We start from the raw sequence: 21,206 nt of genomic DNA, 5'->3' as shown, positions 1-21,206 counted from the left end.
CGTACACACAAGGCATCACGGATATCCGATTAAGGGATCTTTACCGCGGGGCCCGATGTGTAGTAGTTCCCCTGCACCCCACACTCCAACCCTCCGGGCAAAGTGTGACGCTGCAGGCCATGGCCTGCGGCAAACCCGTCGTATTGACCAAAACTCAGGGAATCTGGTCACAGCATACCGTTCGTGATGGCGAAACCTTGCTCCTTGCACCTGCCGGAAATTCAGCCGTGCTGGCGGAGCGAATCCAACAAGCATGCGCTCAGGAAGGAACGGCTTTCGGAGAGGCGGCGCGAACGGCCGTTATGCATTATGGACGAATTGAGAGCTTTGCTAACGGTATTCTCGCAGCCTGTCATCGCGCCCTTACGTCAGAATCCAAGACATGAAACGCGTTACACACTGGCTCATTCTGTTCATCCTGTTGGCAGCGGCACTGGGGATCCGTATCGCTTCGCCTCATTTCTTTCATCTTCCCGGCAACGATATACCAGAGCACATAGCCTACCCGATGCGGCTGGATTTTGCAGACGCTGGCCGAACGGTGTTCCGCACTACTGTTGACCGGCTCCTGAGCTTTCCGCATGGATACACCCAGGCGGGTGGAATCTATGTCATTTATAAGGCGTTTTTTGATTGGATGGGTGTTCCCATTAATCCGTTCACCCTCGCCCTGACGCACAGTTTGATCGGACTGGCCTCACTGCTGTCAGTTTTCGCCTTCATCCGCAGCCAGTGCGGCTTCCGCGATGCCATTCTGGTGACCGCCGTTCTGGCCGTTGTACCGGTACATGTCGGAATAAGTGCAGCAAACTCAGGTTACCAATTATTCAAGTTAACTGGCATTTTCCTTTCACTTTGGCGGTTGCACGAATGGAAACAAAAGCCATGCCATCGAACAGCGGCACTCTATGCACTGAGCCTGACATTCGCCTTGGGCGCAGGTGTTGACTTCTTTTTGACGCTAATCCTTAACATCCTTTTCATGGTCTGGAAACACCCTGAGAATCAAGTTTCATCATTGAGGCGAATCTTCAGTCATCCTCTGGTGTTCATATTTGCCTGGCTGCCACTGATAGCCATTCTGGTTTGGCACCTCTACACCGTCTCCCTGGGATTTCCCCGGGGAGTCCTTGCACGACTCCACTCGGTAGTACAACCTGTCACCCACTCTCGCTTCGAACCACTGGGCGTCTTGAGCAATCTCATCATACTGGTCGGGCCGCTCGCCCTTCTTGCCCCTGTTGCCATATCTATTCCCCGTGTATGGCGGGAAGGCGCATTGGTAAAAGTTGCCGCCATCCAATGGCTCTGGGAGTTCGTCGTGTTAAGCGTATCCGGACGAGGGGCCTGGACGTCCCATATCATAAATCTAGCGGCACCCTCCCTCATCCTTGTCTGGATGTTCCTGAAACCATTACGCCACGGCCTCATCATATTTATCACGGGAGGCTTACTATCGGGAGTTCTGACCTTGCTCGTCATCTTCCGTTTGGGGCCAAATGAGATGCGCACGACCTACGGATCACGATCCTATCAGGAAACAGGAATTGAGGCATTGGGCTATCTGGTTCGGAGCGGAATCCTGCCGGTCGTCGCTCCACCCGGGAGATCGGAGAAAAATGCGTTTGTCGTGGATTTCGAGGGTGCCTGGTTCTTTCTGGGAGTAGACACACTGGGCATGGATGACCTTATGAAAGAACGCGAACGTCTCAATGAGCACATTGTTTACGTCCAACGCCCCGACGCCCATTCAGCGTTGAGCCAACTGATCGACACCAGGGTATCAAGCCGGACGCCCACCATGGAAATTCTTGATGGCAGCAATGTCCTCATGCGCATCTTCTCTTCTCCGGCAATCGCTGCCCCCGTACGAATGATTCAAAGTCGGAATTACAAACTACGCTACTACTCCACATATTTCAGAATGCGCGATTACCAATTCATGTTTTTGCCATGAAACAAACATCTCTCAAATCCACCATTCATACGGGTTATACGCTTCGACGAAAACACCACGTTCTTGCCGTCAGCCTGTTCTTAGGAATCTGGTTTCTAGTCTGCCTTAAACTATATACGGCCTCAAACGATTTCCCGTTCTTCTATCACGGGGACGAAGCGGGTAAAACAGCACAGGTTATGGATCCCGCACACTCGTTGAACTTTAATCACCCGATGTTACTTTTGGAAGGCTCCATACTCGCCGTTCGTGCCTTGGGAACGCCCATGTCCACCCAGTCGGTTGTTGAGGCTGGACGGGATGTCTCGGCCCTCTATACCGCCATCACCGTCATCTTGCTATCTTTGGCAGGTTACGCCCTTGCAGGTTTCACCGGCCTGATACTGACCGCACTCATCGTGGGACTTTGTCCACCACTGATGGTTTATGCGCACTACATGAAAGAAGATGCGGCGCTAGTCATGGGAATCGCGTTCACGCTGGTATCTGCGTTGATAGCAAGTCGGCCCCAAACATCTGGTGTCCGCACCCTCTGCTGGATGGCCTTGGGGGCAGCAGGCGGGGTGGCCGCTTCCGGGAAATATGTCGGCATAGTCGGACTCATCTTCGCGTGCATGGTGGCATTATTGATTCCTGCCAGCAAATGGGCTGTCAAGGGCCGAAGAATAGCCTTGATCCTAGGGGTCGCCCTGGCCGTGATGCTCTTGATCAATCATCGAGCCTTTACGCACTGGTATAGTTTCAGACTCAGCGATACCGCCGCCCAGTCCCTGAAAACAGCCTACCAACACGGCCGCGAGGGGCATTCTGAGTTAACGATGGGACAACCCAATACCTTTGTTTTCTCAGTGCTGGCTCGTGAAACCCTTCTCCCCGTATGGATCGGAATAGGACTCATCGCAGTCACATGTTTCACACGGTTCAGGAGCCTGCCACCAGGCTTATGGTTAATGTTGCTGTCATCCACGCTCTGGCTCATTTTGCTCTCATTCAACACCATCCCTTTCCACCGCTACATCCTCCCGATCACCGTGCAAATCTATTTTCTTGCCGCCATCGGGTTCAGCCTGTTTCTTAGACGGCTCACTCCACATCGGTTCATATTTTCCATGACCCTGACTGTTATCATCGGCCTCATTTTAGCCTGGCAGCTCCCTCCTTGTATTTCATTTACCCGGCAGTTCGCCGATGATAGCCGTCAACGTGTACGAAACTGGATTTTCGAGAACATCCCAGCTGGCTCTAAACTTGCGGCTGAATCGTATGCGGGGCTCGAGGGGCCCGGCGACACAAACCGTTTCCCCTTTACCCGGTGCCCGCTCATTGAACAATACCATCTGAAGACGGATTTTTTCCTCGGCGATATGGGATCCCCAAAGAGCTTGCGCGAACAGGGGTTCCAATTTGTCGTTGTCTGCGGCCTTGCTTCAGATCGGTTTTTTTACCCCCAAGTGCAACCCATTAAAAATGCCCAGGCGGTTCTGTGGAGACGCAGGGAATTGTACAGAAAGTTAGCGAGTGACGCCTGTCTCATATACCGCGATGTACCCAAATGGCCCACCTACTCGTTCACAAACCCTGATATCCTCATCTACCAATTAAACCCAACGAACGAACCCACTATCCATACCCCAGGTGTCCGCTCTCCTGGGGAATCCAACAGTGGCTTTAATCAATATGCGAATTGAAATATTCGAGTCTAATCTCATCCAGCGCCGGGGTTTCAACGGTTTCTATGGCTTTTTCCTCTCAGCCCTGATCCGCTACAAAGGGGCGAAACCAACCTTTGAACCACGCCCCCTTCCTAGGATCACCCAGCCCCGGGAGCACGAAAGCGCTTGGATCCGTGTGGATGGACATCTCGTGTTCTTCGACATGAGTGACCATGTCTTCTTCTATGACATCGAAGCACTGAAACTCTGCGATGTCTATTTCAAGGCCAACCTGAACTGGCCCGTCACCGACCGGGTTCTGGCCAAAACGGAAACATCAGCCCATCGCGAAAAAATTGTGCCATTCATGTTCTTTGCCGATCAACTCGACCATTACCCGCGTCACCGGGCTTGGAACGTCTTCTGGCATGGGAAGCATCGTGCGTATGATGTGTGCCATGTGACCGGGGTATACATCAATCCCCGACGTGATGGCACCCCTTCCATTTTCTCTGATCCGGCAGCCATCATTACCCCCGCCAACTATCATTTCTGGATTCGCTACCAAACCCAGCAGGCCTTGATACAAGCCGGTATCAGTGGTTGTTACCGGTTGACGAGCCGGGCTAACAAACAGATTGAAGATCATTCCACAGTTTATCCGAATATGAACCAGCGCGAATTCGCCCGACGGATCTTCGACGCCCGCATGACCGTGGTTAACACCCTCCCCCATGCCGTTCTTCCCTGGAAAGCTACCGAAAGCCTGGCGATGGGCCGCCCCCTGATTCTCGATACCGCCCCCCTCATCGAGGTTCCCGAGCCCTTCACGCTCAAATCTGGCGTCCACTATCTGGAACTCTTCCCAGCCCTCGGCGAATTTAACATGAAGGCCGACCTGAATGATCCGGCAAGCTATCGAGTGATGACGCGTCTGGCCCAAGTCACCCTGATGGAACGGGCCGCCTGGCTCCGATCCATACTGGCCGACCATGCCCGGGTTGAGGCTATGACTGAGGCGGCTGACCGCTATGCCCGAACCATCCTGACTAAACCCGTCGTCGCCGATTACATCTGCGCCCAAGTGAAAGCACATATCCACTAGACTGAATCATGGTCCATCCTTTCAATATTTTAAGAACCGTAACAAAGACGATGGCGCTTCACATTGACCTCCTGCGAGCACGAAGGCGGGAGTTTGATATTTCGATCTTCCACGAATTCGCACCCCCACCTGCCGGAGGTGGACACCAATTCATGAGGGCGATTTGGAACGAAATGGAAAAACGTGGATTCCGGATTGAGGGCAACGCCATTTCAAAAAAAAGCCGGGCCTGCCTTTTCAACTCTTTCAATTTCGATACCGCGCGCCTAAAGGCGTTTTGTCACCAGGGTTGCCGGATGGTTCACCGGGTTGATGGGCCTATTGGCGTCTATCGCGGGTTTGATGACGGTACTGACCGCCACATCTGCCACATCAACCGGGAGTTGGCTGACGCCACAATCTTCCAATCCCATTACAGCCTCCAGAAACACCAGGAATTGGGATTGGAATTTAAAAACCCGATGGTAGTCCCGAACGCCACTGACCCCGCCATTTTTCATCGAAAAGGGCGCCTCCCCTTCGACACCAATCGAAAAATCAAAATAATCTCCGTGAGTTGGTCCGACAACATCAATAAAGGGGCTCCAGTCTACCAGTGGTTGGACGAGTATCTTGACTGGTCCCGGTATGAATACACCTTCATCGGGCGTTCCCCTATTACCTTCAAAAACATTCAAATGAAGGCACCTCGCCCCTCGGCCGACTTGGCTCAGGAGCTTCGGCAAAACGACATTTACATCACCGCCAGCCGGAATGATCCCTGTTCCAATTCCCTCCTGGAGGCGCTGGCCTGTGGACTTCCTTCCCTGTACCTGAATAGCGGTGGACACCCGGAGATTACCGGACAAGCCGGCCTGCCCTTTACCGATCCCCTCGAAATACCCCTGTTGCTGGAGCAACTTGCAGCAAACTATCGGCAGTTCCAAGCGAGTATCCAGGTGCCAGAAATCAGCAAAATTACTAGCCGTTATCTTGAAGCTATGGGGCTCAACCCATGAATAACCCATACTTCTCATTTCTCCTCTCATGAATCCCCTCTCCCACCTTGCCCAAATCCCCATTACCCTCGGAAGGCGTACCATTGCCTCCTTCTGGCAACCCTATTCCCGTCTTATTTTCATCAGCGATACAGCCTCCTGGGTGATTGACGAGGAAATGCGGGCTATTTCCGCCGTCGCCACCTCACTCGGCATCCAAGTGGCAAAACCTTGCTGGGAGCGTGGATCCCGCCGACAATCCCTCTTCTATGGAAGCCAGTTCTACCTTTTATCTGATGACTGGCTCCACTCTTCCCATCGCATCGGAGTCGCCTATTTCCACGGTAAACCCGGCACCGGCGTTCCGGAATTTGATGAGCTTTTCAATAAAGTGAAGCAACATCATGACCGATTGGCACGGGTTCAGGTCAGTCATAGTGAAATGCGGGACGTCCTGCTCACCACCGGCATTGCCCCTGCAAAACTACACCTTATTCCCATCGGGATCACGCTCTCTCTCTTCCAAAAGCAAACGGCTGAACTTAAACAGCAATTCCGGGCTAAATACGGCATTCCACAATCAGCTACAGTAGTGGGTTCATTTCAAAAAGACGGGATCGGTTGGGGCGATGGGCTTGAACCGAAACTAATCAAAGGACCTGATATCTTTGTGCAGGCTATGGCCGCATTAAAATCTCGCATTCCCGAACTATGCGTCGTCTTGTCAGGCCCCGCCCGCGGGTACATCAAGGCTGGTTTGAAAAAAAGGGGTATACCCTACCGTCATTTTAATCTACCCCATTACGCTGATATCGGAGAATTATTCCAAACCCTCGACCTCTACATGATTACATCCCGACAGGAAGGTGGGCCCAAGGCGGTTTTAGAATCGATGGCCAGCGGCATCCCACTGGTAACAACCCGCGTGGGGCAGGCCATGGATATGGTCCGTCACGGAGAGAACGGGTGGATGACTGACGTCGATAACGTGGAAGGTCTTGCTCATTGGGCACAGTGGTGCCTGGAGCATCCAGTTGAGCGAGATCGCGCTGTGTCCGCGGGGCTCATTACCGCCGCAGATAATGAATACAGCCGGCAGACACCGTTATGGAAGAAATTCCTGGAAGGATTTGTGGCAGAGAAATGAAACCACTCCTTACATATCTGTGGCTTATAAAAATGGCGCTGATCGAGTACCAGCGCTGGCGGACGCCCAAACGCGACGGGAGAGTCCATGTGTTCTATGGTTACGAAAAGCTCCCTTCCCGCTTTGAATCCGCCTCTGGCGGCATTATCAAATGTCAGGATTTAGAAGTGCAATTCCCTAATACACCGGTTTCACCAAATCTCCTTTATCTGGTCAGCAGCGCCCTCCCTCCCCACCTCCAGGTCTTGATCCGTGCCGCCAAGCGGGCGGGCTGCCCGATTGTACTCAACCAGAACGGAGTTGCATATCCCGCCTGGCATCCGCAGGGTTGGAAACAGGCAAATGAGCCCCTTGCCCTTGCCTATCACGCAGCGAACTGGGTTTTCTATCAAAGCGATTTCTGTCGTGTAAGCGCAGAACGTTATCTGGGGCCACGAACAGGATCTGGAGAAATCTTATTCAACCCCGTAAACACAAATGATTTTTTCCCAGGCCCCCGGTTCGGCCAGCCTACCGGCTCACCGACAATCCTTGTCTCGGGTAGCCATCTATTCCGTTATCGGCTGAAGACCTCTCTTCTTGCATTTGCAGAATTTCACAAAAAGCACCCTGACGCACGAATGATCATTGCCGGACGTTATTGCTGGGGACCCGACGAAACCGCCTGTCGGCGCGAGATTCAAAACTTAGCGATAAGCTTGAATCTGTATGAAACCATCGACTGGAGGGGAGTCTATACCCAGGAGCAAGCACCTGCGCTTATGCATGAAGCGGATCTCCTGCTACACCCGAAATTCAATGACCCCTGCCCTCGCCTCGTCGTTGAGGCCATGGCCTGCGGACTTCCAATTGTGTATTCGCATTCAGGCGGTGTCCCGGAACTGGTTGGCCCTGATGCCGGAGTTGGAGTTCCCGCCCCACTCGACTGGGAAAACGACCACCCCCCAACAGCACATGAACTTGCCGTCGCGATTGAGTCAGTACTTGAAAACCACGTGGCTATGTCGATCGCGGCCCGTGAAAGAGCCGTTCAGCACTTGGATGTTGAATTCTGGCGCCAGCGCCACCACACTCTTTTCAATCTGATACAAAAACGATGAACACGCATAATACTCAATCATTTGTGGCCAAATGTGATGTTTGTGTAATTCTGATTGTTTACCGGACCACCTTGGATCGCTTTGAAAAGCTGTCTCTTAACCAATGCCTGGCAACTCTTGGCAAACATACCATCAAGACAATTGCCCCCACAGGATTACCCCTGCCCAAGCCCCTGCAAGCGTTTCCGTGCGAACGATTTGCGCCTGAATTTTTCACCGATGTGGCCGGCTACAACCGCTTGATGTTATCTCCTGAATTTTATGCACGCTTCTTGGACTTCCGCCATATTCTAATCCATCAGCTGGACGCTTTTGTTTTCAAGGACGAGCTGAATATATGGTGTGAGCACAACTTTGATTACATCGGGGCTCCCTGGCTGGGTGTCAAATTCCCCACCAAGGAAAGCACCTATGCCGGTTTGCCTGAATGGAGTTGGCGGCGGCGGTTCCCGGATCAACCCCGCCACTATGTTGTGGGTAATGGAGGATTTTCTCTCCGCCGCGTGGAAACAATGCATAGGATCCTTACCGAATTTGCGGAGATTCGACATCTTTGGGGAACACGCCACGAAGACGCTTTCTGGGGTATTGCCGTGCCAGAATGTATCGGAGACCAATTCCGGTTACCCTCATTTGATGACGCGGTAGCGTTCGCCTTTGAAACACAACCCTCAGAATGTTATGAGCGGAATAACCTTCAACTTCCCTTTGGGTGCCATGCCTGGCATAAACTCGATCCAGCCTTCTGGCAACCGCACTTCAAGTCACTGGGCCGCAACTTCACACTGCCCGGCTACGCTTGGCAAGATCGCCTGGAACAAATTTATAGCCGCTTCCCCCTCTTGAGGAGTAAACGATGACCCTGCCACTTGTGACCATCGGAATCCTGAGCTGGAACCGACTGCATTATCTCCGGGCAACCCTTGAATCCGCACACCTTTGCCTTCAATACCCGAATATTGAATGGATCGTTTCAGATAATGAATCTGAAGAGCCCGGGATTCGCGACTACATCGAAAGTTGCGAGTGGGTGCAACACAAGCTGTTCAAGAAGCAAACCCATGCCGCCGCCATGAATCAGATGGTCGACATGGCTAAGGGGCAGTATCTTATCATCTGGCCTGAAGACGTTCAATTCACAGGGAAAGGCGACTGGCTAGCAGACCTCGTCGAAATTCTGGATCAGCATCGTTTTATTGGGAGCATTGGGCTCGATTTCCAACGAAAATGCACCCTGATCGAACGTTTTGAAACCTCCTGCCTCAAAAATCGCTCGATGGCCCTACAGGAATTCAAACGATTTGGCCTGCAGTTCAGACGCCGCAAAACCGTCACCTCCTCACGTGGCGTCAAAGTTCGGACCTGTGGATTTACCATGCCCGGTATCTGCGGCTCAGGAATTCCCAGCCTGACACGAACTGAAGTCTGGCGCCAACTTGGCCCCTGGAAAACGACTAAGGGCAAAGGCGCCGACCTGATAGACTCCTCCTTGGGCGCCGAGGACGACATGGTTTCCCGATTTTTTAGTAGAGGCGAGCCGCTCCAGATGGGCTACATGGTCAAGCCGGTCGCGGCAGACATTCTCACTGACCCAACTGGATGCAAAGCCAAGGTCCGGGAAAATCGCCGTTATGGCGTTTACCTTCCTGCGCCCGAAGGAACGGTCTATTACAGGATCCGGGATGCTGCCGCAATCCCTGATCCGCCGTCGGATTTCCCGATTTCATTCATGGAAGGGGTTGAGCCCATAGGATTTGCAATTCCCACGGACTTGAATGGAGATCGATTGAAATCCTCCATCAATACCACCGTCGTAACTGCCATATAACGTTTATGCCTCCTTTGATCACAGTCTTAATGCCTGTTCACAACGGTAATGCCCATCTGGCAAAGGCGATGCAAAGCATCCTCCGCCAGAGCCTGCGGGATTTCGAATTCTTGATCATTGATGATGCCTCCACCGATGATTCGGTCTCTATCATCGAGGATTTTAAAGACTCACGAATCCGCCTGATTCAAAGCCCTGCCCGGCTCAAACTTTCCGGCGCCCTGAATCTCGGGCTCGATCACGCTCAAGGCCGCTATATCGCCCGGATGGATGCCGATGACATCAGCCTTCCCCGCCGACTCGAAATTCAGGCGGCATTCATGGAGCAGCATCCGGAGCTCGGACTCTGTGGAACGTGGATCCGGTATTTTGGCGGTTCATCCCATTCGATTCTTAAAAGGCCCCTGCACCATGCGGAAATACAGGCCTTTACCCTGCTCGACACCCCGTTCGCCCATCCGACGATGATGCTGCGGCGGGACATGATAGAACGGGATCAACTACGATTTAACGGCGATTTTTTCCCGACGGAAGATTTCGAGCTGTGGACCCGTGCCCTACGCACCTTGCCAGCCGCCAATCTTCCGCAGGTATTGCTCCGCTACCGCATCCATGGCAAAAGCCTGACTGTTGCCGATTGGTCAACCATGGATGATCAGGCCGTTCGGATCATCCAAACACAATTGCAATCCCTGGGTCTTGCCCCAAGTCCGGACGAACTGCGATTCCACCGACAATTAGCCATGGGGCGCCTAGATATGACGGCCGCCATACTGGATCAGGCGGAAGTATGGTTAACCCGCCTGATCGACGTCAACCAGTCAGCCCGTACGTTTGCGCCGGACGCCCTGGAATCCATCCTTGGCGACGTCTGGTTCCGCACCTGCATGCATAGCGCCAAACTTGGATTCTGGGTTGCCACCCGCTATCATCAATCATCACTAGGCACCCGTGACAAACAACGGACTCAACACGAATGGCTGATGCGACTCGCGGCATTAAAAGCGAAACTTTCATGAACGTTCTTCATCTCAACACATTTGCCATTGAAGGCGGGGCGGCAGATAGAAGACCTGGATTTTTGACAGATTTAACAAAATGTTCAAAATGAAGATTGACCGAGGAAGAAACGATGAGCAAATCGACAACGACGAACGTGCTGGCTGACCCCGAGATCCAACGCCATACCCAGCGAATCCTGGCGTTGCAGAAAGAGGAACGGCAGACGCGGGAACAACTGGGCCGAATTGTGGCTGAGATTGGCGCCGAACTCATCGCCGCCAAGGACGCGCTCGACAAGACGCCGGACAAGGCCGCCTGGTTGCGGTGGTTGAAAAATCACGTGCATTATTCGGCGGACACCGCGCAGAACTACATGCGGGTCGCCCGGTTCGCCGAAAAAAACGGAAGCGCTTCGGTTTTTTTCGGACTGGAGCCCACCGTTCTGTATCGCCTCGCCGCGTTGCCTGATGAGAAGGCCGCTACCCTCACGCCCGATACGCTGTTGACCGACCCGCGGACCGGGCGGCAAACGGCCCTCAGCCAGATGAGTGTCCGCTCGTTGGATCGGGCGCTGGACGCCTTGGAGGGCAAGACGGCCCCTCAGAAGCCGAAACCTGCCTCTATGGACGTCGTGTTGTCGGGTGAGACTCGTGAGGACGTTGCCGCTGACGCCCAGCGGATCATGGGACTGCTGTCCGGCCAACTTGCGGTAATTCGCAAACGAAAGGGAACGTTGACCGGCGACTCAAAACAACGTGTCCTGGAGGCGATCGAACGCTTGCGCGGCATCGTATTGAAATGGCCTGCTTGGGCGACGCCCGCCACCAAGAAGAAACCCACGCGATGAGAACATGAAAGAGGCCAAACCTCACCTCGGATAAGTTGCTGACGCGCCGAAACTCATCGTGCGAATTAATGAATGATTGAGATGTAAGACAGGCTTGGATATAGTTCAATCGATATGAGCACATTAACCAAAACAGATTTCTTAAGCTTGAGCGTGCCGGAGCGCATCATCCTCGTCGAGGATATCTGGGATAGTGTCTCTGAAGTGCCCGATGCGGTCGTTCTTACCGAGGAGCAGAAGTCGGAGCTTGATCGTCGGCTCGATGCTTATCACAAGAATCCCGGAGAGGGCTCTCCTTGGAGTGAAGTTCGAGCCCGCATTAGGAGTCGAGTGTGCCTCGCGAGTTGATCATCCGGCCAGAGGCGGAAGCAGAACTAAGCGAAGCCTTTGAATGGTATGAGTCTCGGGTTCAAGGACTTGGCGCCGAGTTTCTCCTGACCTTTGACGCAACATTAGCGAGCATCGTCAGAAATCCGCTCCAGCATCCTCTCGTGCACAAGACGGTGCACAGAGCACTTCTCCGGCGGTTTCCTTATGAAATCTTCTTTGTCCTTGGCAACCATCACATCGTTATCCTTGCCGTGTTTCACGCAAAACGAAATCCGAAACGATGGTCCGACAGAACATAAGATTCGATCCGCTCCATCGGTACATACGGGAAAAGCATTAACCGGATATCCCGAAACTCTGCAGTCTTCCAAATCTTATCCTGTATATCCTGTGCCTCGATGTTAAATGATTGGGTTTGAAGGGGATCAAGATAGGGCTTAAAACGAATGGCTGATGCGACTCGCGGCATTAAAAGCTAAAATTCTCCACTCATGAAAATTCTTCATCTCAACACATTTGATATCGAAGGTGGCGCCGCCAAGGCAGCCTGGAGACTCCATCAGGGACTGCGGGAACTTGGAACAGATTCCCGTATTCTGGTTCAGACCAAGACCAGCGGGGATTATACCGTTTACGAACGCGATACCGATCTTGCAAGATGGCTCGGGAAGTACCGTCCCCTGCTGGAAATTTTACCTACGCTCCCCTATTGGAGCCGCCCCCCGACCCATTGGGCCACCGAATGGATGCCCACTCGAATTATCCAACAAATCGAAAGGTTAAAGCCGGATGTCATCCACCTCCACTGGGTTTGCCGGGGCTTCATGTCTATCCCTGATATCGGCAAACTCACACAACCGATCATCTGGACCCTCCACGATTCCTGGGCCTTCACCGGCGGGTGCCATGTCCCCGGAAATTGTGCGTTATATAAAAAAGAATGCGGGATGTGCCCCCAGCTTGACTCCGCCCAACCTGACGACTTGAGCAGATGGATCTGGGCGCGAAAAAATAAATATTGGGCACACCAGCCCTTCACCATCGTAACCCCAAGTCACTGGCTGGCAGAGTGCTCGCAGAATAGTTCACTACTCGGCCACTGCCGAACCGAAGTCATCCCCAACGGCATCGACACCGCCCTCTATCACCCGATTCCAAAACAGAAAGCCCGGGAAGCGCTCACCCTGCCGCAAAACCGGAAATTCGTGCTGATTTCGGCCATGAACGCCACGCTCGATCTCAACAAGGGGTTCCGCCATCTGGAGTCTGCTTTACAGCAGTTGGCCGCGTCAGGGTGGAAGGATAAAATTGAATTGCTGGTAGTGGGGCAAACGGCCCCTTCCGAACCGGTAAACACCGGCGTTCCGGTCCGTTTTCTGGGTGTTTTGAAAGACGAGACCGCCATGCGTCAGGTCTATTCTGCCGCCGATGTGACCGTGTCCAGTTCCATTCAGGAAAACCTGCCCAACTCCATTATGGAGTCCATGGCCTGCGGCACCCCCGTTGTGGCGTTCAACGTTGGAGGAATTCCCCAACTCATCGATCACAACGTCAACGGATACCTGGCCACCCCATTTGAGTCCAGCGATCTGGCTGAAGGTATCAAAATGATTTTGTCCGATGAAACTATTGGGCTTCAATTTTCGGACAGGGCCCGAACAAAAACAGAAACCATATTCGATACCGGGATCATCACCCGCCAATATCAAGCTTTGTATAAGGAATTGTTGTGACACTCCCTGCACAATCTCCCGTGATCAGCATTATCACCGTTGTTCGCAACGGGGCGGCATCCATTGAGGCCTGCGTTAACAGCGTCACCAAGCATGCCAGCGCTGATATTGAATTTATCGTCATTGATGGTGGGTCAACGGATGGAACTGCCGAGATTCTTCGCAACCATGAAAGCAAAATCAGTTTCTGGAGTAGCGAGCCTGATCAAGGAATCTATGATGCTATGCACAAAGGCTTACGGCAGGCTCATGGACAATGGGTTCTGTTTCTGGGCTGTGATGACGAGTTGGCCATTTCCCCCACACAACTCATCCCCTGCCTGCGAAAGCCCAATACCATTTATTATGGGAATGCTTACTGGAAACATTCCGGGCGCACCTATGATGGCCCTTTTTCCGCTGCCAAATTAGCGCGGATTAATCTCTGCCAGCAGGCTGTCCTGTATCCACGAGCAGCATTAGCCAAACATCCTTTCAATCCCCGTTACCGCTATCAGGCTGACTGGGAACTTAATATGCGATGTTTCAATGACCCCGGGTTCTGCTTTGAATATCTGCCGCTTACCATTGCCATTTATAATGACGCCACCGGCGCAAGCACTCTCTCACGTGACCTCACCCTGGAGGCTGATTATATCGCCCTTCTATGGCGCCATTTCCCCATCCCCATTGCCATGTGGTATTCCTCCTTAGTCCTTGGCGGTCGCCTGCTTCGCAAATTGGGTTTTGTAGGGCCGCCGCTTGTCGGCGCGCCGCAAGGCGCTATCAAACGCATTAAATAGACGGCACGCTGGCAAGCGGCGTCCCTACGGGAAACAAAATATGACGTGTAACACCAAACTTGGCGTATGCATTCCAACCTACAAACGGCCAGATCAGTTGCGCGCCTGCATTCAGTCCATTATCCGGTCTGGCCGCGCCGATAACATTCCTATTTTTATCACGGATGACTCCACTGATGACACGAATGTCGAAGTCATCCGGGAACTTCAGGCAGACTATCCCTGCATCATTCATGACCGTAACCCTGAAAACCTGGGGATTGACCGGAATATCCTCAAATCCGTGGACATCTGCACCTGCGAGTATACCTGGCTCATGGGTGAAGATGACCGCATGGTTCCCGAGGCCATTCCCACAGTACTTTCGATCCTGAAGAAGGCAGACAAAGAATTACCGTTCATTTATGCGAACTACTCCTCAGTAGACGAAACACTGACCTTGGTTCTGCATGAGCAATCACTCCCCCTCTCGCAAGACACGCGTAAAGATGCTGAAACGTTTTTTAAAACCGAAGCCTGGTCCATTGGATTTATCGGCGCCTGCATTGTGAATCACCGCTTGTGGAAAACCGCTCATCGCGAGCGTTATATCGGCAGCTATTTCGCACATGTGGGGATGATATTGGAGTTTCTTAAAGGCCATGATCTTTACATGATCGCTAAACCCCTCGTCCTCAACCGTTGCGGCACTGCCCGCATCTTCACATGGAGTCACACGGCCTTTGAAGTCATGTACGGCTGGTCCCGGATGACTAAAGCCCTGGAGCCCATTTACGGGGCGGACGCCTGCGAGAACGCCAGCGACGCCATGGACGATGCCCATGGCACCGGCTCTATGCTCTGGTATGGTTACTTGCGCGCAGACCGCGCTTTCTCTCTGGCAGCCTTCAACAAGCATGTCCGTCACGCCCACCAGAGTCGCCTCCACAAATCCGGTGCCTGGCTGATCGCCATAACCCCGCCGCAGATTTTCCAATCCGTTCGCTGGGTACTCACCCACCTCCGCCGCCGCACCTGCCGAAGTATTTCGGGATATTAACTAACGGCTTAACAACCAACCCTTTTTCAAGTATCGTCTTCGGTCATGGACGACATTCTGAAAAAGACACTGGTGATTATTCCGGCTTTTAACGAGCAGGCCGCACTTCCCTCGCTCATCGCCGAAGTCCGGGCTGTAGCCCCCGGCACCCATATTCTGATCATTAATGACTGCTCCCTCGACCGTACGGCTGAAGTCGCACGCGAGCAGGGTGTTCTGGTGCTTGATCTCCCCTGCAATCTCGGAGTGGGTGGCGCTGTTCAAGCCGGTTTCCGCTATGCCCATACCCATGGCTACAACTATATCATCCGCTGTGACGGTGACGGACAACACCCTCCTTCCGAAATCCCCAAATTGGTAGCGGCCATGGCTGAGGGCGATGTGGATCTCGTGGTCGCCTCACGGTTCCTGGAGAACGATAAGGACTCCTATAAGAGCACCACCTTCCGTTATGCTGGCATTCAAGGCTTGGCGCTACTGCTCTCCCTCATCTGCCGTACCCGGGTCACAGATCCGACCTCCGGCTTTCAGATGATGAATCGCCCCCTGATTTCATATTTTTCAAAATCATATCCGCTGGATTATCCCGAGCCCGAATCACTGGCGCTTCTTCGCCGTCAGGGCTATCGTTTCCGCGAAGTCGGCGCACGTTTCAGACCTCGCACGACGGGAGTGTCTTCCATCCATTCAGGGGGAGCGTTTTACTACATGCTCAAAGTCGGACTGGCCCTGGCAGTTGATCGTGCCCGCACCGTCAATATCCGCTACGCCCGACACAATATCATCAAGGAGCTCCCGTGACCCTTCAGCAGATTTCTTTAAGCGTTCTCAGTCTCGGCATGATGGGGCTTGGCATTCGCATGGTGACCCAGACGCAGAAACGTTTTTTTCTTGGTCTGGCTTGGATCACCATCGGGATCGGCTGTGCGTTGGCGGCTTACAACCCTTCTTTTTTTCAGGACAAAAATGCAGCCACTACGGTATTTCGCATGCGTATTGTCCTTGGCTTTCTGAGCGCCCTAGTCTTGATGATCACACTGGAGGCAGTGCGACGTTTTGCCATGGAAGAGCGCTACGCTTTACTGTGGGTTTTCACCGGTATCATTTTGTTGATATTCGCCATTTACCCGGATGCTGTCGGCTGGCTGGCCTCCCTGACCGGCATGCAATATGTCAGTGCCATCACCATGGTGGTGTTCGCATTTCTCCTGCTGGTCGTATTCGATTTCTCACTGGCTCTGTCAGAGTTACGCGCTGATCAGCGTCGGATCTGCCAACATGCCGCCGAGCTGGAACTCCGTATTACGGAACTGGAAAAGAAGCAGTCAGGAAAATAAACTGCCTTCACTGCCCACTGCCCACTGGCTTCTGCCCACTGGCCTTCTGCATTCGGCTGTAAATTGTCACAATTCCCCACCTGACAGCACGGTGAAGCAAGCCTGGAACTGAATACCTGCCGGCATCGGCCAACGCCGCATCCAGTTCCTCCTGGAACTGCATCACAAACCCCTGACCACTCAGCGACCCAGGATGCCACCGGAACGCTGCCAGAGGTCCGCCGGGTAGATGCACGCCTCCCCCCTGCCGCCATAACCGCAGGATGAACTCATAGTCCCAGGCATACCGCAATTCCTCACGCAGCGGCCCCGCTGCCTCAAAGGCCGAGCGTCTGAAAAACATCGCAGGCTGGGAAATGTAATTGATGCTTTGAATCGTGAAACGGGAAGAGAACGGAAAGAACAGTTCTTTAAACCGTGTTATGGACTGCCGGATCTCTATCCCCTCCTCATTCAGAATCGGGCAATGACCAAAACATAACGCCTTCCCTGAATGGGCCTGCATCACCCCGGCAACCCGGGCCAACGCCCCCGGACAATAGCGGTCATCCGAATTAAGCCAGCAGAGCACTTCCCCGGTCGCCAACCGCAGACCTTTATTAATGGCTGATGCCGCCCCCTGATCGGGCTCAGAAATCAGATGCGTTATCCCGGCCCGGTAGCGCTGAAGAATCTCCAGGGATCCATCCCTGCTCCCGCCATCAATCACGATGTGCTCAATCTCAATGCCGGGCCCCACTTGCGAATGCACCGAACGCACGCATTCCTCCAGGAAACGTGCACCATTGTAATTGGGGGTTATGACTGAAATCTTCATTGCTCACTGCTGTGTGTGTCACTGCTCACTGCCCACTGCTCACTACTCTCTGCCCTCTGCTCACTGCCCACTGGCCACTGGCCACTGCCCACTGGCCACTGGCTCAACACCGCCTGATAGACCGTCTCAACCGCAATGCTTTCCATAGCCGTACGAGCTTCAAGCGAATCACGGGCAATATCACGGGAACGGCTCACCCCTTCAGCACAAAGCACCCGACTTCGACTCCCCACGGGTGCCGTCTTGGCGGGATCGGTAACTCCAAATATTCCCACGACCCCCACCCCAAGACCAGCCGCCAGATGCATCCCACCGCTGTCATTGGCCACGACGACCCGACATAGTCCCAATAGCGCCGTCAACTCGGTAAGTTCTGTCTCACCGGCCAGATTCATGGCGCCTCCACCAATGCCAACGGCAACCTCATCACAAATCGATCTGTCAGCCTTGCTCCCCAGAACCAAGACACTGCATCCCTGCTCTGCCACCAGTTTGCGCCCCAATACGGCAAACCGGTCAGCCGGCCAGCGCTTTGCCGGCCCATAACTCGCCCCTGGGAAAAATGCAACGCAAGGCCGGTTGCCCGGAAGCCGCAGAAGCGCCTTTTCATGTTCAGCTTTGGGAACAACCAGAAAAGGGGGTGACTCTAAACAATTGGGCGGAATATGCATGATCTCTGCAATTTCCAACGATTGATGGCCACGCAGCGCTGACTCGGATAATTGCACCGACTCAGTCAACATCAAGCGCCGCCCCTGCCCGGACCGGCCCCGCCGGCCAGGAATCCCCGCCAGCCAGGGAATCAAAGCTGATCTGAAAGAATTGGGGAGAATATAGGCAAAATCAAAGCGTCCCGCCTTCACCAGCCGGATGGTCTCCCGCATTCCGCCAAACCCCTTTTGCAGCGGGATCACCCCGTCAATTCCGGGGAATAAAGTCCAGAGTGTTGCCACAGAGGGCTTGGCAAGGATGGTAATATGGGCATGTGGCAGACGCTTGCGAAAGGCCGCCATCGCCGGCATGGCCATCACGCAATCACCCAACCAACTCAAGCTTACAACCAGCAACCGGGGAGTCCCATCAGACGACTCATTTGTAACAGATTCGGGCGATACAGGCATTGAAGTCCTCCGTTCCGGACAGAAGTTCGATATCCACCCTCAAAAAATAGACCGGAAGGTCATATCGGTCAAGACGGGGAAAACGAACCGCATCTTTCTCGGTGGTGATAATGGCTTCAGCCCCACTGTTACGCGCGCTGTTGATAACCTCAATAATCTCCTGCTGAGTATAGCGATGATGGTCGGCGAACTGAACCTTCTGGATCAGACGGGCCCCGAGATGTTCAAGCTCCCGCTCAAACCCACCGGGTACGGCAATCCCGGAAACAGCGCCCACGGTGAGTCCTTTCAAGAATGACAGCTCTTCACGCACAGTAGTGAAAACGTTCTTCAGGTAGCGTGCGCGATGAGTACATTCGATCATTTCCGCCTTCGTGTTTAACTTTCGAATCTCAGCTTTTAAGGCGCTGTTATCGCTTCCATCGCACTTCGTAATGAAAATATAATGGGCCTTTGCCAGATTTTTAACATCCTCACGCAACAATCCGCGCGGCAACATAAAGCCGTTGGCAAAGGGATTGCGGCTGTCCACCAGCACAATTTCCACATGATGCCGCAACGAAAGATACTGAAACCCATCATCCAGAATCAACGTGTCGCAGCCCAATCGACTGATGGCATATCGACCGCTTTTAACACGGTCTTTGTCCACCAAGACGGCAACATCCGCAAGATTGGACGCCAGCATGTAAGGCTCATCACCACCAAAGGCTGAATCCAACAGAAGTTTGTTTCCATCCGAAACAATGCGCGGAGGCGTGCTTGATTCACGCAGTAGAAGCTTGTTCACCAGACGGGTCATGATGGGGGCTTCCTTTTTCTTATAACCCCGGCTCAGAATAGCCACCTTACGCCCCCGACTCTGCAATGTACGGGCAAACACCTCTACAACCGGGGTTTTCCCCGTCCCGCCAACGGTCACATTCCCGATACTGATCACCTGACAGCCCAGGGTGTGGTGCCTGAAAATACCCTGGTCGTACAGAAAGTGACGCAGGCGCACAATGCCCTTAAACCCATACGAGGCCTGCCGAAGAAACCAGAGAAGCAGAAGAACACGCCAATCTTTGATCCGCGAGGTATCCTTCCGCTGGATCAAATCCACCAAAAATGTCTCTAAATTTTCTAACTGGCTTGATTTCACATGTTCTCCACAAAAACAGCGGGGCATGATGCCATTGACCGGCAATGTGAGTCAAGTGGGAGGACAAGCACTACGCCATCAGGTAGAGAGTCCGGCCTCATCCTGGTCGGCTAAGCCCTTGAGATACGTATAGCTCAGCGCCAAATTGCCGAATGGATCACGCCCATAACAGTCGTCCTGCTCAACGATAAACCATTTGCAACCAGCCTTTTCGGCGGCCTTGACGATTGCCGGCATATTGAGGTTACCCTGCCCGACGGCGGCGAAGCTGGGCTTATGTTCAATCACAGTATAGTCCTTGAGGTGAATCAGGGGCAGCCGGTTTTTGAGCTTTTTGCACCAGGCCACAGGGTCGCAGCCACCGTTCTGAATCCAGAAGGTGTCAATTTCACCCTGAAGATTCTTCTTACCACTTGTCTCATAGATCCAATCCAAGGCCGTCTTGCCCTCCACCGCCATCAATTCGATGGCGTGGTTATGATAGGTGAGCACCTGCCCCGCCTTACGCATCTTCTTCCCGGCGGCGTCCAGCTTGGTCGCCAGATCTAAAACGTTTTCAAGTTTTGTAAAATCTATGCCTGCCGGCCAGGGATAGGCCGTGTAATGGCAGTTCAGCTTCTGCAAACGCTCAATCACCCGACCAGTTTCATTGATGATTTTATTGCCATCCTCATGGGTGGCACAGCAAATCAGCCCCTCACCCTCCAAAATCCGATTGAGTTCGGCTTCATCGATGGGGCCCATTCCCGAAACCTGAACAGCTTCATACCCAATCTCACGAACCTTCTTCAAGGTCACGGCAATGTCAGCGGGGGTCTTAAGATAATCTCGAAGTGTGTACAATTGTGCGGCTACTTGACTAATTTTCATGCTTCTTCCTTTTCGTTGATTAACTCTCAAAATTACAACTGACCGAAATGCTAACAACAAAATCGATTTACTCCAAGAGATTCAAAAGCCCCAAAATCCTCGGTTACCAAATTTAAACACTGTCATCCCATAGGCGACATTTCATGATCAAAAAACCCTGTATTTGCTGATATTTTAGAACCGTTTGCGAGATTGTGATTGTTGAAATTTCTTTCGTAATCGTAATCATAATCGTAATCGTAATCCTTTCCGGGGCAATCGATTACGATTACGATTAAGATTAGGATTAGGATTTCTATGGGATGCTAATGAAATTTAAAAGAAAAAAGGGCTCGCAGGTACGCCATGTACCTACGAACCCAGACTGAATCAGATTTCTATTATACGCCTTCGAACGCAACCATCTGGTGCGCTTTAA

At 52.9% G+C, this 21,206-nt stretch carries 23 protein-coding genes; 18 read left to right on the top strand and 5 right to left on the bottom strand.

Annotated features, from left to right (window positions below; genetic code table 11):
• The 13 genes from WCI03_12440 to WCI03_12380 all read left to right on the top strand — a co-directional run.
• Positions 1 to 386: glycosyltransferase (locus WCI03_12440; GenBank protein ID MEI8140660.1), on the top strand; the 386-nt coding region annotated here is incomplete at its 5' end.
• Entirely contained in the window at positions 383 to 1,957 is a 1,575-nt protein-coding gene (locus tag WCI03_12435; protein MEI8140659.1) for a hypothetical protein, read from the top strand. The genes WCI03_12440 and WCI03_12435, both read left to right, overlap by 4 nt.
• Positions 1,954 to 3,645: a hypothetical protein gene (locus tag WCI03_12430; GenBank protein MEI8140658.1), complete on the top strand. Its 1,692-nt coding sequence runs from the start codon at positions 1,954 to 1,956 to the stop codon at positions 3,643 to 3,645. Before WCI03_12435 ends, WCI03_12430 begins: the two co-directional genes overlap by 4 nt.
• Positions 3,635 to 4,714: a hypothetical protein gene (locus tag WCI03_12425; GenBank protein MEI8140657.1), complete on the top strand. Its 1,080-nt coding sequence runs from the start codon at positions 3,635 to 3,637 to the stop codon at positions 4,712 to 4,714. Before WCI03_12430 ends, WCI03_12425 begins: the two co-directional genes overlap by 11 nt.
• A gap of 173 nt (positions 4,715 to 4,887) precedes the next feature.
• Positions 4,888 to 5,712: a glycosyltransferase gene (locus WCI03_12420; GenBank protein ID MEI8140656.1), complete on the top strand. Its 825-nt coding sequence runs from the start codon at positions 4,888 to 4,890 to the stop codon at positions 5,710 to 5,712.
• A 28-nt stretch (positions 5,713 to 5,740) separates the two neighbouring features.
• On the top strand, positions 5,741 to 6,838 hold the full coding sequence (locus WCI03_12415; GenBank protein MEI8140655.1) for a glycosyltransferase family 4 protein: 1,098 nt from the start codon (positions 5,741 to 5,743) through the stop codon (positions 6,836 to 6,838).
• Positions 6,835 to 7,938, top strand: a complete 1,104-nt coding sequence (locus tag WCI03_12410) for a glycosyltransferase family 4 protein (protein ID MEI8140654.1) — start codon at positions 6,835 to 6,837, stop codon at positions 7,936 to 7,938. The genes WCI03_12415 and WCI03_12410 overlap by 4 nt, the downstream gene beginning before the upstream one ends.
• Positions 7,935 to 8,798, top strand: a complete 864-nt coding sequence (locus WCI03_12405; protein MEI8140653.1) for a DUF5672 family protein — start codon at positions 7,935 to 7,937, stop codon at positions 8,796 to 8,798. Before WCI03_12410 ends, WCI03_12405 begins: the two co-directional genes overlap by 4 nt.
• Entirely contained in the window at positions 8,795 to 9,766 is a 972-nt protein-coding gene (locus WCI03_12400; GenBank protein MEI8140652.1) for a glycosyltransferase, read from the top strand. The genes WCI03_12405 and WCI03_12400 overlap by 4 nt, the downstream gene beginning before the upstream one ends.
• A gap of 5 nt (positions 9,767 to 9,771) precedes the next feature.
• The gene (locus WCI03_12395) at positions 9,772 to 10,785 is read left to right on the top strand and encodes a glycosyltransferase (GenBank protein MEI8140651.1); all 1,014 of its coding nucleotides are present in this window, start codon (positions 9,772 to 9,774) and stop codon (positions 10,783 to 10,785) included.
• A gap of 113 nt (positions 10,786 to 10,898) precedes the next feature.
• Positions 10,899 to 11,615: a DUF3102 domain-containing protein gene (locus WCI03_12390; GenBank protein MEI8140650.1), complete on the top strand. Its 717-nt coding sequence runs from the start codon at positions 10,899 to 10,901 to the stop codon at positions 11,613 to 11,615.
• A gap of 114 nt (positions 11,616 to 11,729) precedes the next feature.
• Entirely contained in the window at positions 11,730 to 11,963 is a 234-nt protein-coding gene (locus tag WCI03_12385) for an addiction module protein (GenBank protein ID MEI8140649.1), read from the top strand.
• Positions 11,948 to 12,244 carry a type II toxin-antitoxin system RelE/ParE family toxin gene (locus WCI03_12380; protein ID MEI8140648.1) on the top strand — a complete coding sequence of 99 codons (297 nt, stop codon included), beginning with the start codon at positions 11,948 to 11,950 and terminating at the stop codon, positions 12,242 to 12,244. Before WCI03_12385 ends, WCI03_12380 begins: the two co-directional genes overlap by 16 nt.
• Here the strand turns inward: WCI03_12380 and WCI03_12375 are convergent.
• Complete coding sequence (locus tag WCI03_12375) at positions 12,202 to 12,414, bottom strand: hypothetical protein (GenBank protein ID MEI8140647.1); 213 nt, start codon at positions 12,412 to 12,414, stop codon at positions 12,202 to 12,204. The genes WCI03_12380 and WCI03_12375 overlap by 43 nt on opposite strands.
• A gap of 22 nt (positions 12,415 to 12,436) precedes the next feature.
• Here WCI03_12375 and WCI03_12370 point away from each other — a divergent pair, with 22 nt between their 5' ends.
• From WCI03_12370 to WCI03_12350, 5 genes are read left to right on the top strand one after another with little or no spacing between them, the layout of a single operon-like run.
• Complete coding sequence (locus WCI03_12370; protein ID MEI8140646.1) at positions 12,437 to 13,678, top strand: glycosyltransferase family 4 protein; 1,242 nt, start codon at positions 12,437 to 12,439, stop codon at positions 13,676 to 13,678.
• Positions 13,675 to 14,460: a glycosyltransferase family 2 protein gene (locus WCI03_12365; protein MEI8140645.1), complete on the top strand. Its 786-nt coding sequence runs from the start codon at positions 13,675 to 13,677 to the stop codon at positions 14,458 to 14,460. Before WCI03_12370 ends, WCI03_12365 begins: the two co-directional genes overlap by 4 nt.
• A 40-nt stretch (positions 14,461 to 14,500) precedes the next feature.
• Positions 14,501 to 15,499 (top strand): glycosyltransferase family 2 protein, encoded by a 999-nt coding sequence (locus WCI03_12360; protein ID MEI8140644.1) that lies wholly within the window; start codon positions 14,501 to 14,503, stop codon positions 15,497 to 15,499.
• 45 nt (positions 15,500 to 15,544) lie between these two features.
• The gene (locus WCI03_12355) at positions 15,545 to 16,300 is read left to right on the top strand and encodes a glycosyltransferase family 2 protein (GenBank protein MEI8140643.1); all 756 of its coding nucleotides are present in this window, start codon (positions 15,545 to 15,547) and stop codon (positions 16,298 to 16,300) included.
• Entirely contained in the window at positions 16,297 to 16,836 is a 540-nt protein-coding gene (locus WCI03_12350; protein MEI8140642.1) for a DUF2304 domain-containing protein, read from the top strand. The genes WCI03_12355 and WCI03_12350 overlap by 4 nt, the downstream gene beginning before the upstream one ends.
• Before the next feature lie 7 nt (positions 16,837 to 16,843).
• Here the strand turns inward: WCI03_12350 and WCI03_12345 are convergent, their stop codons facing one another.
• From WCI03_12345 to WCI03_12330, 4 genes are all read right to left on the bottom strand, one after another.
• Positions 16,844 to 17,653: a glycosyltransferase family 2 protein gene (locus tag WCI03_12345; GenBank protein ID MEI8140641.1), complete on the bottom strand. Its 810-nt coding sequence runs from the start codon at positions 17,651 to 17,653 to the stop codon at positions 16,844 to 16,846.
• Positions 17,650 to 18,774, bottom strand: a complete 1,125-nt coding sequence (gene waaF, locus WCI03_12340; GenBank protein MEI8140640.1) for a lipopolysaccharide heptosyltransferase II — start codon at positions 18,772 to 18,774, stop codon at positions 17,650 to 17,652. The genes WCI03_12345 and waaF overlap by 4 nt, the downstream gene beginning before the upstream one ends.
• The gene (gene lpxK, locus WCI03_12335; GenBank protein MEI8140639.1) at positions 18,743 to 19,918 is read right to left on the bottom strand and encodes a tetraacyldisaccharide 4'-kinase; all 1,176 of its coding nucleotides are present in this window, start codon (positions 19,916 to 19,918) and stop codon (positions 18,743 to 18,745) included. The genes waaF and lpxK overlap by 32 nt, the downstream gene beginning before the upstream one ends.
• Positions 19,919 to 19,996: 78 nt before the next feature.
• Entirely contained in the window at positions 19,997 to 20,788 is a 792-nt protein-coding gene (locus WCI03_12330; GenBank protein MEI8140638.1) for a sugar phosphate isomerase/epimerase, read from the bottom strand.
• Between the last annotated feature and the right edge of the window lie 418 nt (positions 20,789 to 21,206).

The sequence above is a fragment of the bacterium genome, from assembly GCA_037143175.1.
In the GTDB taxonomy this organism is placed as follows: Bacteria; Verrucomicrobiota; Kiritimatiellia; order CAIKKV01; family CAITUY01; genus JAABPW01.
The sequence above is the reverse complement of the archived record's forward strand: the minus strand, read 5'-3'. Positions and strand labels throughout refer to the sequence as shown.